This is a genomic window from Candidatus Saccharimonadales bacterium (assembly GCA_035945435.1).
Lineage (GTDB): Bacteria > Patescibacteriota > Saccharimonadia > Saccharimonadales > DASZAF01 > DASZAF01.
Genome location: DASZAF010000030.1, coordinates 1 through 12,140, shown reverse-complemented (window position 1 = coordinate 12,140; position 12,140 = coordinate 1). Strand labels below are relative to the sequence as shown.

The 12,140-nt window shown below is 52.9% G+C and carries 13 protein-coding genes and 2 tRNA genes; 8 read left to right on the top strand and 7 right to left on the bottom strand.

Annotated elements, in window-relative coordinates:
- The 4 genes from VGS28_04385 to VGS28_04370 all read left to right on the top strand — a co-directional run.
- The coding region (locus VGS28_04385) for a hypothetical protein (GenBank protein HEV2413007.1) at window positions 1-747 on the top strand (747 nt) is incomplete at its 5' end.
- Window positions 737-1,447: a hypothetical protein gene (locus VGS28_04380; GenBank protein HEV2413006.1), complete on the top strand. Its 711-nt coding sequence runs from the start codon at window positions 737-739 to the stop codon at window positions 1,445-1,447. The genes VGS28_04385 and VGS28_04380, both read left to right, overlap by 11 nt.
- A complete protein-coding gene (locus VGS28_04375; protein ID HEV2413005.1) occupies window positions 1,444-1,713 on the top strand; it encodes a hypothetical protein in 270 nt (89 codons plus the stop codon). The genes VGS28_04380 and VGS28_04375 overlap by 4 nt, the downstream gene beginning before the upstream one ends.
- Window positions 1,714-1,725: 12 nt before the next feature.
- Complete coding sequence (locus tag VGS28_04370) at window positions 1,726-3,096, top strand: NAD(P)/FAD-dependent oxidoreductase (GenBank protein ID HEV2413004.1); 1,371 nt, start codon at window positions 1,726-1,728, stop codon at window positions 3,094-3,096.
- A 505-nt stretch (window positions 3,097-3,601) separates the two neighbouring features.
- Here VGS28_04370 and VGS28_04365 read toward each other — a convergent pair.
- The 4 genes from VGS28_04365 to VGS28_04350 form a co-directional block, all read right to left on the bottom strand.
- Complete coding sequence (locus VGS28_04365; GenBank protein ID HEV2413003.1) at window positions 3,602-4,072, bottom strand: pyridoxamine 5'-phosphate oxidase family protein; 471 nt, start codon at window positions 4,070-4,072, stop codon at window positions 3,602-3,604.
- 47 nt (window positions 4,073-4,119) lie between these two features.
- The gene (locus VGS28_04360) at window positions 4,120-4,656 is read right to left on the bottom strand and encodes a histidine phosphatase family protein (protein ID HEV2413002.1); all 537 of its coding nucleotides are present in this window, start codon (window positions 4,654-4,656) and stop codon (window positions 4,120-4,122) included.
- Between the two features lie 100 nt (window positions 4,657-4,756).
- A tRNA-Met gene (locus tag VGS28_04355) sits at window positions 4,757-4,831 on the bottom strand.
- Window positions 4,832-4,894: 63 nt separating this feature from the next.
- Window positions 4,895-5,329 (bottom strand): hypothetical protein, encoded by a 435-nt coding sequence (locus VGS28_04350; protein ID HEV2413001.1) that lies wholly within the window; start codon window positions 5,327-5,329, stop codon window positions 4,895-4,897.
- 70 nt (window positions 5,330-5,399) lie between these two features.
- Between VGS28_04350 and VGS28_04345 the strand changes: the two genes are divergently transcribed.
- The 4 genes from VGS28_04345 (at window position 5,400) to VGS28_04330 (ending at window position 8,807) form a co-directional block, all read left to right on the top strand.
- Window positions 5,400-5,474: transfer RNA gene (locus VGS28_04345), tRNA-Ile, on the top strand.
- 45 nt (window positions 5,475-5,519) lie between these two features.
- On the top strand, window positions 5,520-6,563 hold the full coding sequence (locus VGS28_04340) for a glucokinase (protein HEV2413000.1): 1,044 nt from the start codon (window positions 5,520-5,522) through the stop codon (window positions 6,561-6,563).
- 124 nt (window positions 6,564-6,687) lie between these two features.
- Window positions 6,688-7,479 carry a hypothetical protein gene (locus VGS28_04335; protein ID HEV2412999.1) on the top strand — a complete coding sequence of 264 codons (792 nt, stop codon included), beginning with the start codon at window positions 6,688-6,690 and terminating at the stop codon, window positions 7,477-7,479.
- Entirely contained in the window at window positions 7,479-8,807 is a 1,329-nt protein-coding gene (locus VGS28_04330) for a hypothetical protein (protein ID HEV2412998.1), read from the top strand. The genes VGS28_04335 and VGS28_04330 overlap by 1 nt, the downstream gene beginning before the upstream one ends.
- Window positions 8,808-8,815: 8 nt before the next feature.
- On the opposite strand, the gene VGS28_04325 is transcribed toward VGS28_04330, so the two are convergent.
- From VGS28_04325 to VGS28_04315, 3 genes are all read right to left on the bottom strand, one after another.
- Window positions 8,816-9,262, bottom strand: a complete 447-nt coding sequence (locus tag VGS28_04325; GenBank protein ID HEV2412997.1) for a hypothetical protein — start codon at window positions 9,260-9,262, stop codon at window positions 8,816-8,818.
- A 65-nt stretch (window positions 9,263-9,327) separates the two neighbouring features.
- Window positions 9,328-9,699: a hypothetical protein gene (locus VGS28_04320; protein HEV2412996.1), complete on the bottom strand. Its 372-nt coding sequence runs from the start codon at window positions 9,697-9,699 to the stop codon at window positions 9,328-9,330.
- Window positions 9,700-9,746: 47 nt separating this feature from the next.
- On the bottom strand, window positions 9,747-12,140 hold a 2,394-nt coding region (locus VGS28_04315), incomplete at its 5' end, for a hypothetical protein (GenBank protein ID HEV2412995.1).

Sequence of the window (12,140 nt, the reverse complement as noted above, 5' to 3'; positions counted from 1 at the left end):
ATCACCAGCGCCGTGCACCTGCGAAAGCGTAAGCCGATACTCGCGAAGTCGTTCTTTATCGCCTTCGTCGCAGTAAGCGTTCTAGTCAGTGCGTTCATGGCAGGCAACGGAGATTTTCTCCTGAATGCCTCACCGACTGGTGGACCAACTGAGAGACAGGCGCTACTGCAGGTCTGGGCCTGTGGCCAACAGCTCAACTTCCAAGCGCCATCAACTCCTCAATACGCCAGCATCGGCACTGCCACCTACCACCTCTACAGCGGTAATCTTCTTGAATATAAGGGTACGCCCCTGACGGCTCAGGATATGAGCCTGTCGGCCTTCTTTAGCGGCATCGGTGGCAACTTGAACACCGACGATCTCTCCCTGCCTTTGAGCAACTCGTATATGCCTGACGCGACCACGTCTGCCGGTGGCATACTCAACGACTTCCTGGTCATAGGTAACGGTACGACCGGGGTCTCGGGCAACTTTGCCTCGGGCCGAACCTGTCAGACAGGCGGTAAGCCAGCTGTTGTCCAACTCTTTGCAGATCAATACAGCCCCAGCGTCGGAGTCTATGTCCAGCACAAGGTCGGCTCGCCAGGCTCATATGTCCTCTCTGACTACGCCCGCGTACCAAACGGCGACTGTCTGATCGTAGTTTACGGCCCCAACGAAGCCACCACCTCACACTTCTGCTCCACGCTGGATACAAACCCCACCATCTCTAGCCCGCCATCGACAGGAGGTAGCCGTGCTCGGTAACCTGCCGCTTTTCAGCCTCTACGGCGCAGTCGTCTTGGCCCAATTCATCTCTCAGCTTCCTCGCCGCGAGTTACTGCTCAGCGTGACCACGCTATTTGGCAAGGGCTACAAACCGGGTAGAGTCGCCCGCTACGTGGCTGCCTTCCCTCTGTTCTATGGGCTAGTAGTCTGGCTTGGAGCTTGGGGCATCACGTGGCTCTTCGCTATGACAAGGTGGCAGAGCACCTACGCCACAATGTTCTTGGGAATCTTTAGCGTCATCGTCGGCTTATGGGAGTGCGCAATCGTCTGGTTTGGTCGACCATTCGGGCTTCACCATCTGCGATCAGTTGATCGCCTGCTCTACAAAAACCTCCAGTCCCAGTTACCCCGCCTAGGTATTGTCTGGTGGGTGGGTCTCAACGGGCTACTGGTCGGGCTACTAACCATCCTGCCGACGCTCGATCTTTTTCGTATCTTATCGCTACCAAGTGACAACCGGGGCATGAAGATCGCTATTATCTACGCCCTCATCAGCATCGTGCCGCTCGTTTACTTGCTGGTTCACTCCCTAATGCGCGGTCAGCTCGTGCTGTTACGCCGACATATGGATCGGTTCAAAATTACCTCTCATCTGCTCTACGGCTGTCTGCTGATTATCCTGGGTTGGTGTGTCCTATTGACCGTTACCAATAGTCTAAGTTTCGGAGTCCTACCATGACCCACGTCTACAAGATCCATACCAAGAAGAGCGAACCCTACAGCCCCAGAAAGTTGGCCCGAAGCGTCATGGCCAGCTGTCTCTGTGTCAGGACCCCGATCGGGGAGGCCAGAGTGACTGCCGAGGAAATCAGCCACCACATGGCCAAGTGGCTTGCCCACAAAGAAGAGGTCACCTCGCATGATCTCAGGGTCCATGCCGCCCGCTATCTGTCTACCTACAATCCTGACGCCGCATATATCTTAAAAAACGACTATACTAAGTAGAGGAGAAACTGAATGCCACATCGATACGACTACGACTTAATTGTAATCGGCAGTGGGGCAGCAGGCAGTGTAGCCGCTCATATCGGGGCCTCAACCGGTAAACGAGTAGCTATTGTCGAAGCAAAGACGTTCGGCGGTGACTGTCCGAACTATGCTGATATTCCCATCAAAGCGATGCTCCACGTCGCCAACCTATACGACGAGACGATGCGAGCCACTCGCTTCGGTATCCGTTCATCGACGATTGGCTACAACTATCCGTCTATCCGAGGCTGGAAAGAGACGGCAATCCATCGGACCGGGTCGGCTCAGAGCAAACAGTCATTCGAGCGAGAGGGTATCAACGTCCTCAAAGGAGCGGCCCATTTCGTTTCGGACCACGAAGTCTCCATTGGACGACGACACTACAGTGCCGAGTCGTTTTATATTGCGACCGGGGCGGATACACTCCTGCCCGCCATCAAAGGACTTGATGACGTTAGGTACTTAACCACTCATAACGCCCTTAACCTTCTCAGACCACCGAAGTCGCTCTTCGTCATCGGGGCTGGCGGCTCCGGTTGTGAGTTCGCCCATCTCTTTTCGGTCTTCGGCTCTAAGATCACCATGGCCGATATCGCCTCCAGACTGCTGCCACGAGAGGACGAACAGGTCAGCCAATTTGTCCAGAACCACTTTGCTAAGTACCGCCGGATACAGATGCTGCCAGGGACTAAGATTACCCACATCGAAAAGGAAGCTGTCTTAAAGCGGGTCCATCTCACCGAAGGAGCTAATGCCCGCTCGGTTAAAGTCGATGAGATTCTCCTGGCGACCGGCAAAGCTCCGAGAGTAGATATGGGCCTCGAGAATGCTGGAGTTGAGTACACTGCCAAGGGCATCACCGTCAACGAATTCATGCAGACAACAGCCAAGCATATCTTTGCCGGCGGAGACGTCGTCGGGCCCCATATGTATACCCATGCTGCTATCTACCAGAGCAGGGTGGCTATGCACAACCTCTTCCACCGTCAGAAGATGGCAGCCGACTACCGAGCCGTTCCACGTGTCTACTTCCTCGAACCTGAGATCGCCGCCGTCGGTATAACGGAGGAAGATGCCGTAAAATACGCTATCAAGTACCGGACCGCGACGACACCTATCAGTATCATCGCTCGTGCCAATATCAGTGATGAAGGTGAAGGCTTCGTTAAGGTAATCACCAGTCCAGAGGGTAAACTGCTCGGGGCGAGTATCGCTTCACCGCACGCTGGTGAGATGATCCACGAGCTCTCAGTCGCCATCCAGGCGGGGTTAACAGCGCAGGATGTGGCTAACACCATCCATGCCTTCCCGACCTGGTCTGAGGCTGTACGTGCAGCCTGCAGCAAAGTAACAACCTGACTTCTCCCTCTGTTCTCATCTATAATGGCGCGAATGAGTAAGTTTAGCGCAGAGCTGGTCAAGGCCGCTCGGTTCCGCCTCGAAAGACCATTTTACGATCACTACGAAGACGGTGACGACTGCCATCATGGCCGGGTCACACGGCCCAGTTGTATGGCACGTGGGCTAGATGATCGGGGTTATGACTGCAGTGGTCTTGCCATTGCCTGCCTCTCCGACGTACTCGGGATTGAGGTCCGCCGGTGGCCATCCCGATTCCGACATCTAACCCAACTGGCGCGGATCGCAGTTAATGCTGCACCAGAAGCTAGTGATATTGTCATACTCAGTGCCAAACATCCCCAAGGCGGAGCAAGTCCGGGGCATATGGGGATCAGTACTGGACCCGAGTCTCTCATACACGCCAGCCGGGCTTGCGGGGGACGGGTCGTTGAGGGGTCCCTCCTGTCTAGAAACTATCTAAAACTCATTACCGTGATCCCTCATACACACTTCGAAGAGGTGATCACTGAGTCGGATAGGGAGCAGGCCTCCACTCCCTGCGTGTATCCTCAGGAAAGGCTTCTTCATCAAAAAGGACGAAGAGTATCGGCTTGATGCGATATAGTTTGTGGGGATTTTTACCTGCTAAAAAGTCCGCGCACCACTCCTCGCTTCTCTTAAATCGATCGGCGTAGAGTCTTATCGCTTCTTTTATTTCAGTAGGGTCTGAAATTAACCGCGCATCACCTTCAAGCTGCACACCAGCTACTGGCTGACCATAACTAAATCGTATGGGGATGGCCCCAGCCACCTTATGGTGATTAGCAAGTTCCCTACTGTGTCTTCTGTCAGTGGTACTTATCCAATAGAGGTTGAGCTTGTCATCTGGCACATAGTAGACAGTGCAGATCCAGGGCTGGTCCCTATCAACGGTGGCTACCTGCATCATTTGACCAGAGGCTACCTGTTTTCGGATAACTGATTCGACATCCATATGTTTATGATATAGCAAAAGAGATGCGCTTTAGGTACTCTGTCGATTTAAATAAGTTGCACGAGTTCAGTATTAGGCATCGGCCCATCATCAAACATTCGGGTGTGATCACTATACTTAATCATCGCCCGTATCATCTCGCCAATTGCAGCGGAACTAACAAGTAACACCGTTCCGTTAGGGTACTCAGCTTCGGCACGCTCCACTATCGCTACGGCACGATCGGCTAAATCCTTAAACGATTCAGCCCCCGCCTCTATCTGCTTCTCTTCACTCATGGCAAAGAATTCTGATTGTGGTTTGCCTTCGAAGTCGCCACCAGCACGCTCCAAGAGAAGATCAGTAATGACAATCTTGTCTGCCGGATAGCCAATTTCCGTAGCAATAATCTGTGCCGTATCAAGTTGCCTCTTTGACTTCGAGGTATATATCACATCTATACGCTCACCTGATGAGTGGATCTGCTTGCCAACCTTCTTTGCGTCTTCGATGCCTTCTTTTAGAAGGGGCGACTCAATACGCCCTATGTAGCTCTTGTCTACGTTTCCTTGGGTCTTGCCATGCCGTACATACAGAAGTTTCATAGCGATACTATAGCAAATGGCTATAGTAAGAATCGATCTAGTCTTACAGAGGTACCAAAGAAAAGAGATCTGTATCGACAGATCTCTTCTTGGTTCTTCTTGGTTGCGGGGGTAGGACTCGAACCTACGACCTCGTGGTTATGAGCCACGCGAGCTGCCACTGCTCCACCCCGCGGCGACGCATTAGATATCACAAAATGCTTAACCAAATATAGCAATAACTTCTTAGGATGTCAAGCTAGGCACCATGCTTGCTGAAGAGGAAATAGACCCATTGTTGGAAGTTGCTCTTAGCTTGAGTAGTGGTTGAGCCAGACGTCGGTTGGACGGTGGCTACAAACGGAGCGTACTGGCTGCCCGACGGAGCTGACGAAAGAATAAGCTCCTTCTCGCCAGGAGCAGCCAAGTTGAGATAGGTCCTTGCCTGAAGCTGGTCGTACTCATTCGTCTTGTAGTAGTCAATCATATACTGTTCCGACTTGTTCTCTAGGCTCAAAACCGCCACCTGTTGCTGGAGCTGGTTAACCTGTTGTTGGTAGGTAAAGTTGCGCTGGATGACGTCAACAGTGCTCCATGCCCACCAGAATGCAATGAGGACTACGCCTAACGGGAGGATGTTGCTGAGGGTGAACCAACTGATAATTTTTTGCGCTATTTGTTCGTGGAGCTTCATTCGTCTCTTAAAGTATACACCCAAACAGTGGTGGATTAGGGTGGGTTACGGTATACTACATGCTCAGTATGGGGCTGTAGCTCAGCGGTAGAGCAGGCGGCTCATAACCGTTTGGTCGTTGGTTCGATCCCAACCAGCCCCACCAGAGGCACGTATGCCCAATTTAGTATGAGATTGGAGGCGAGAGATCGTGTTACGTATTGATCCGAAATTATCAGTTGGCGTTGACGCTGGCGGTACAAAAGTTCATATCCTAGATAGCCGTAGTCAAAAACTGCACCGCTTCGTTACCGCGAACTACCCTGACGCTCTTGCTTTATTTGACGACTACTTCTCTAAAATCGATGCTCGACCGAGCCACGTTGCCCTCGCCATGGGCGGGCTGCGAGACACCGAGACCGGCGCCGTGGAGCCGACCAACTGTGACTGGCCAATCTTCAAGCCAAAAGAGGCGGAGAAACGATACCCCGGCACCCGTTTCACAACGGCCAATGATATGGTCGCCGCGATGGCTGGCGTTCTCGTCGCCAAGTCCGGCGATCTTCTTGTTGTAAAGTCGGGGCGGGCGGCAGAGAAAGGGACCAAAGTCGTCGTCACCATCAGCACCGGCATCAATACCTGCGTGGCGATATGGGATGAGTACAGCCATCGGCGCATTTTTATGGAGGCGGAGGCTGGGCACGCCGGCTTTCAGCCACGGAATGAGGCCCATATGCACCATCTAACCCATCAGCAAGGCAAGTTTAAGTATCCCTCAATCGAGACGGCGCTCTCGGGAAGATTCGGTGTAGAGAGCTGGGTTGAGCATAGTCCAGAGATCAAGGGAGCTAAAGAACTCAAACACTCCATCGATCTGGCCATAGAGAACGGACGGCCAGTCGGAGCAGTTCTGCTTGAATACGCAACAGAGAGCAAAGGCGCTTCCAAAGCGGCCGCGCATGCAATACTTGAAAACATGGGCAGTCTGGTTGCCAACATCCTTGGAGATTACGCACTCGTCTATAAAGCCACCGGCGGTATCTACCTTGTTGGGAGTGTCTCACTTGCCCTCGCCGAGTATTGGGCTAAGCAAGCCTCATTTGAGAAATCGTTCATTCGAAAAGGGACGAAAGAACACGCCCCATGGATGGAGGGCTTCTTCAGCGACTTACCGATTTATCTTGCTACGGATCCGCATATTGCTGCAGCGGGTGCTCTGGCGCTCGCCCAAGAGCAAGCGTCTCTTTCAGCCTAATTGATCAAGGGCTTACCGCTGTGATCATGCTCACTTCAAACTGGTTGCATTATTTCGAGTTGGCTTCATCTGCTAGAATAAAGCATAACCACAAACTAACAGGAGTGGAGTCTTTTAGGTATCTATGGCTAGGTTACCTACACCCGGAGGAGATAGCGGAAGCTGGGGGGCTATCCTCAACGAGTTTCTATCTGTTTCGTTAAATAGCGACGGGACTATTCAACCTGGAGCTTTAAGCACCTCTAACCTCAGCGACGTTAGCATCTCATCGCCTGCTTCTGGCCAGGTTCTAACCTATTCCGGAAGCAAATGGGTCAATCAGAACGCCCCATCAGCCCCCGTCACCACTGTCTTTGGCAGAAGCGGTACAGTAGTCGCCCAGAGTGGAGATTACACAGCCGCTCAAGTCACCGGCGCAGTACAGGTAGCGGGAGATATTGGCAATACCGCGTCAAGCCCGCAGGTCACCTCAACGCATCTATCGAGTGCCCTGCCTATTAATCAGGGTGGGACAGCCGCCGCGACTGCGGCCGGGGCCTTGACCAGTCTTGGGGCCATGCCGGTAGCTGGCGGCACGTTTACCGGAGCAGTCTCGACCACAGCCGCAGCCCTGACTGATGGAGCGACCATAGCTATTAACGCCGCACTCGGCAACGTCTTTACCGTAACACTTGGGGGCAACCACGCCCTTGGGACGCCAACCAATCCAACAGATCATCAACTGATGGTCGTTGAGGTCACCCAACCTTCCTCTGGTGGGCCCTATACACTCTCGTTCTCGGCCGCCTATGAGTTCACCACCACGCTTCCCTCGCCTTCTCTCTCGACGACTGCTAGCGCAACTGATTACTTGCTCTTCATCTACTCCGCTACAGCCACTAAGTGGCGCTTCCTGGATATAAGAATGGGGTACTGATGGGGCCGCTACAGATCACCGCAACTCAAGGCGGCTCGACGTCGCTCGGTTTATCGCTTGAGGTAAGAATAGTAACAGGAGCAAAACCAGCGGCCCAGCAGACAGGTAGCACTGTCGGCACTCAGTCGACAACCCCGAATCTATCAATTACACCAACGACGACTGGTTCTCTAGTCTATGCAGCCGGGCTGCTCACAAACGCCGCCGCGCCAACGGCTGAGAGTGGTACGACCATACTCTCAAACCCCGGTAATGCCGGCCTCTACTACCCATCGTATGCAACGACTTCGACGACGACGAGCGGTACCCCTGTCCTGATGGGCTCATCAACCGGAACGGGTATCGCCATCTCTGTAACCGAAATCGTGCCATCGGGAAGTTCGGTCACTGAGTGGTCAAACCAGCCCACCAACGCTTCAGGAGTTAGTAACGCTATCACCACGGGTCACGTAGTACCGCCACCGAATTCCTTACTGGTGGCCATCGTCTCGAGTAACGGAGGTAGCGGCACGACCACCATGAGCATATCTGATACGTGGAACCTCAAATGGATCAACCTTCAGCAAGAGAATGGTGGCGGCCATGGCTATGTTGGTATCTGGATAGCCCAGATCCCAGATCCGACACCGGCTATGCTCTACATCACTGACGTCTCAACCCACTCAACCCCTACCAGCGCCCAGGTCATCAACTACACTCCACAAGGGACGAAGAGCCTCATACTCTGTATCACCACCCTATACAGCAGTAACTCATCTGTGACCAGCTACAATTCCATCACAGATAACGCCAACAACACCTGGCACTACTCAACGACGGCCAGCCAATCCCCTCCGTACGCTGCGGAGTCGACAGGTGGCCAATTCTATAACACTCTGATTGGCTGGACATGGCAGGATAAGGGTAAGGCTACGCAATATAGCTTCAACTTCACCGGCACCGCATATGTAAATATGGACATCTCTGAGTGGTCAGGGGTCGGCTCAATCATTGGTAGCGCGGCCGCATCTGGGACTACTGGTACGAGTAGCATGGTCGGACCCACTGCACCTCTTATAGCCAACAGTTTCGCAGTTAGTATCATCAATACTATCAACGGCACTACAGCTGGCCCAGTCACCGACTCAGCAGGAGTCGGTGCCGCCTCAATGCCCGGTGAGCCGTTTACAAACTCTATCGTTATGTCTGGGAACAATGTCTCCGGGCAACATAGCCCATATGGCTTCACCTGGAGTAATTATGGTGCAGGTGACGACTACTCAACCTGTCTGCTTATCCTCGCACCGCCAGGAGCGCCATCTGGCGTATTCTTCAGATTAATGCCCTGAGGTGAGGCCTATCTCTCTTCCCACTGGTCAATCAGCTTGGGCATCTCCTCAACGAGCATGCTATAGAGGTCGTGAAAGTCTTTTACTCTTGAGTTCTCTGGTGAGACAAGGCTGATTCCTTCTTCAGCAAGGTCATGCATAATGAGGACCGATCTGATATTCCCCTGGAGGAGCCGCATCGGCATATCCCTGTGGATACTGAGGTAGTCACGACGGCTATTTGGTGGTCTGAACCGAGTGACCAGGCCTCGATCCAGCAGTAGTTGAGCCATGGTACTAACCGAACCAGCGCTGGCAGAAAGAGCTATCTGGAGAGCCTCAAAGGTCTGTTCGGGTGGGTCGCAGACCATCAGATAGGCAAGCAGTCGTCCAGCCATTGGCGGCATATTCTCGGCATCCTCAAAAACCCTCTCAAACTCATCAATAAACGCATCTAATGGTTCGGTCGATTTCACTCGGTCTCCTCAAGGCTATTCACTATATCTTATTATTTCAGAAAAAGGTGAAGGTAGGCAATACCTCACTGGCCTTGTTGCAGGTTACCTGCAGCGGCCTGAATGGGAGCAGCCTGCTGAGGAGAATAGGCAGACTGCAGGGGTGGCGAAGACGGCGCCGCGTTACCACTCGTGGGTTGCATCTTCGTAGACTGAGCCGCAGGTGTCATAAGTGACGTCTGATCGCTCGCATCTGGTAGCTGAGGAATTGGCTGGTTGCTATGGATATAGTAGATTACAGAGATACCAAAAACCCCCGTCAGTACTGCTCCCCCGATGACCCCTTTGGTCCTCACCTCTTTCTTCCGATACCAGGCCGGTAAAACCTCAGGTAAAAAGAGTGACCAGAGAACGACAATGGCCGTAACAGATGTCAGAGTCGTTAGAACAAAAAGCATATCTAAAGAGTATAGCCGACCCTGTCAACGAATGCACCCTTAAGCAATTAGGTGACGTAGGCGTAGGCAGTGAAGCCTGAAACGACAGTCATATTACTGGTCGGACCAAAATTCGTGTTAAGAGACGGAGGTAACGACTGGCCCGTCGCACAGTAACCGCACAAGATAGGGCTAGCCGATATGATACCGCCCGGGACACCAGAGTTGACGACAGCCAGGACAGGCATCGATCCAGCCGAGATGGCGCACATAAAACCAATGTAGTGGATACCAGAATTACTGAAAGTGTATGAGCTATTGAAATTAAACTGATAAAGCGTGTTGGTGCTACTCCAGGGGTTCCCGGTTGTCTGGTTGGCAGTGACGGCTTTGACAACTAAGTTGCCATCCATCAGTACGTACCAGCCAGCTGTCACATCACCGGGTGTGGTGGCTGTCGATTTAACACAAAAGGCAGCACCAGTGGCAGTGACACCGGCAGGAATAGAGATGCCGACACAGTATAGATAGCCACTATTCAACGTAGGCCCCGTTCCGCCAGCCATGATACGCGGGAAAGTTTCGGCAACGACTCCAGTTGGCGCTACACTGAGGCTCTGCCAGGCGTTCTCGGGATGGATATGACCCGCATCAGCGATCAAGCCCGTAGAACCCGCGGTGGCCGTCCCATCAGGTTGAAGGTTAGAGGCAGACGTGTTGAATGGGTTGCTGGCAACCCACCAGTTACTACCGTCGCTGTAGCAGACCATTTGTGAGTACTGCGCAGCCAACGTTATGCTTGCGGTACCGTTAATCAAACTGTTGTCCCCTTGAGTGACAGAACCATTCGTAAAGCTTCCCGACCCAGAGACGACAGCGCAACCAGTAAAAGTTGTGCCGGTAGCGGTAGCGTACGAAAGAACAGCGTAGCCGGTGGTGGTGGTCGTTTGAAAAGTGCCGTTACTGCTGGCAAAACCAGTCGTCGAGCCGACAGTAAAGGTGCCCGTGAAACCACTCACCGAAGTACCGCCCATCGAACTAGTCGTTGTGGCAGTGATATAGGGCGCTACCGTAATGGCATTACTGCTCGAGTCTGTCTTGATTACTATGAACCTTTTGCCAGTCGGTGGGGCATCATAGTTTGAAGTGTTTGAACCGACCGTTGCAGTTGTACCGCTGAGGCCAGGGAGATTAACTGTCGCCGTTCCGCCGCTTGCGCTACACAGGATGATCTCGTTGTTTGGCAGAGCCTGATAGCTACCCGAAACGGTTGATACCTGTCTATTGCGATAGTCCGATGGTGGTGTTGATGCTTGGTTAAGATAGGCTCCGCGGCCATATCCTGCAACATCAATACTCATAAGATACGGCTTGCCATTGGCTGTATTAATAAGTTCTGAGGTTGCATTCCAGAAGCCACCCCGTGCGATGACTACCCCTGGATAACCAGGCCCAGTTCCTTGTGAGGATGTCTGGAGAGCATACTGTGGGCAACCATTGGCGTTGTCGAGTGAGTAGCAATGGATATCACACCCGTTGAGTACGACCACTTGGCGACCACTCACATAGACGGCTGGGTACGAGCCAGAGACAACAGAGGCGGTGCCATCACCTTCGAAGGAACAACCAGTACAGACGACTGGTGACTGTTGTGTCTCACCATCATTGCCGGTGTTGATAATATTTAGCGCCGATAACTTGTTTCGCTGAGTCGTGCATCCCGCAAAGGTTGTCGCCGCCCAGTACTGACCTGAAGCATGACTTTGACCACCTTGGACCTCTAGCGTATACCCGTTGCCACTGTTGAGATCGCTCCTGCATTGGACGAGGTTGTTGTGACTCCAGCCAATCCAGAAGCCATCAGCCGTAACCCCATTACCCTGCCCGCACTGCTGTGCATGGCAGTTAAAGAACGAGGTGTCTTGGAAGTAGCCATAGAAGCCATACTGTTGGCCTTTCTCAATGATGATATTCTGCAGGGTCCAGCCGTCCGGCTGAGTGCTGGTTGAAAAGTTGCTATTCTCATATGCACCAATACCATTTCCTTGTGGCTGGTTGATGCCTATGCCGCTGAGCGTGGTAGCGTTGATCTTGCCCCAGGAGAAGATGGCGTCGACGTTCGCCGGCCCGTTAGCCATGTCGATCCAGATATTGACTATGCCCTGGCGCTGAACAGTCGTATTGACGGTGCCTATCGGGCTGGTCATATTTACCAGATAGATGACACCTCCCTGCCCGTAACCAGGATTGCCAGACACGACTGGCAGCGAGCTCCCCTGGTATGTGTTCGACCATTGTGACGCAACAGGGATGATCGTCGTTGCCCAATCACTATTTGTACCATCACCTGCCTGTGTCGCTTGTGCAACACCCTTGAGAAAGATCCCGGGAGGGATCAGGATAGGGCTGTTTGTATAGAATATGCCCGCACCTAACTGAACAACAGCACCTGGCGATGCCGC